Source organism: Pedobacter sp. UBA4863 (assembly GCF_002399615.1).
Classification (GTDB): domain Bacteria; phylum Bacteroidota; class Bacteroidia; order Sphingobacteriales; family Sphingobacteriaceae; genus Pedobacter.
In genome coordinates, this window is the sequence record NZ_DHDZ01000053.1 from 1 (window position 1) to 1,352 (window position 1,352).

1 protein-coding gene and 1 pseudogene are annotated in these 1,352 nt (G+C 33.7%); one reads left to right on the top strand and one right to left on the bottom strand.

Features of this window, described 5'->3' with window-relative positions:
* A partial coding sequence (locus tag B3I52_RS13910) for an AraC family transcriptional regulator (RefSeq protein WP_293302292.1) occupies nucleotides 1–809 on the bottom strand: 809 nt, incomplete at its 3' end.
* Between the two features lie 280 nt (nucleotides 810–1,089).
* On the opposite strand from B3I52_RS13910, the pseudogene B3I52_RS13915 reads away from it, so the two are divergent.
* Nucleotides 1,090–1,352 (top strand): annotated as a pseudogene (locus B3I52_RS13915) (fucose isomerase); the annotation flags it as partial.

Below are 1,352 nucleotides of genomic sequence, written 5' to 3' on the forward strand. Positions count from 1 at the left end.
TGGCGATAGAAATTAGAAACATTGTTAAATCCACACTGGTAACAAATAATGTTGGTAGGGTGTTTATCCTCAATTAATAAACGGCAGGCATGGCTAACCCTAATTTCGATCAAGAAATCATAATAGGTTTTTTTGGTCATCTGCTTAAAATACCTACAAAAAGAAGTAACACTCAAATTGCTAATAGAAGCTACCTCTTGTAAATTTATTTCTTTCTTAAAGTTGGTTAACGTATAATTATAAACCTTATTTAGCCTAATTAAGTCCGATTCGTCTGATTGATATTGTACATTCCCCGGATTTAATATCGCATAATCATCAGTTTCGGCTAATATTTTTAAAATAGAAAGTAATACAATTAACCGATCAAGATTCTCGCTATCTTTTGCCTTAAGCATTAACTCTGCCAATTTCTCCCTGTTTTTTCCAGTTAATAGCATCCCTTTTTTCGCTTTCTCAAAAAGTTTTGGAATTAAATAGGCTTCAGGTAAATTCAAGATATCTTTCCCTAAGCAATCGGGCAAAAAGTGAATAACAATAGCCTCTACCTCATTACTTGGATTATTCTGGAAGTATTCTTCGCTACATCGCCAAGTATGCGGAAGGTTTTCTCCCAATAATATAATTTCTCCAGAAGCAAAATTGCTAATATTGTTGCCTATAAACCGCACACCTTCCCCTCTAATTACATAATGCAGTTCTAATTCTGGATGATAATGCCAAATCTTTCCAAAATTTTCTTCAATATCATGCCTAATACTAAACGAGTTTTGAAGGCTCACCGGTACTTTATGGAAAAGAGGTTTCATAGTTGAATTTTATATTTGGTGCTAATATTCCTTAATTATAGCTAAATAATTTCAGATAAGGGCAATTTTAGAAGATATTATGATAATATCATACATTAAAAGGGTAATAAGCCGTAAGAAAAGTCTATTGGCAAAAACCATATTTGTATTGTAAGCGAATATTGTTGCCAAATATAAAAGAGTCAGGATTTTGCCATTAGAACTCTAATCTATACTCTTCTTTTGTATTAGTGCTACTTGATGATACGCAAGACTTTATCAGAACATAATTATCAGAACAATGAAAAAAGAAATATTTCTTGTAGCCAGTGGCGATTTAAGGATTGTGGCCAACCAAAATTGTTGGGAAACGCAAGACCAAATGGAAAAAGCACTTGGTGCCGCTATTGCAAAATTTGGTTATACCATAAAAAGGGCTCATGCATACGATGCCGAAAAGAAACATGGCTTTATCGATTCGCAGCGCATGGGTATAGAAGTGTTTAAGAACATTGATAAAGATGCGCCGTTAATTGTAGCCGAAAGTGTTTGGCAATATAGCCA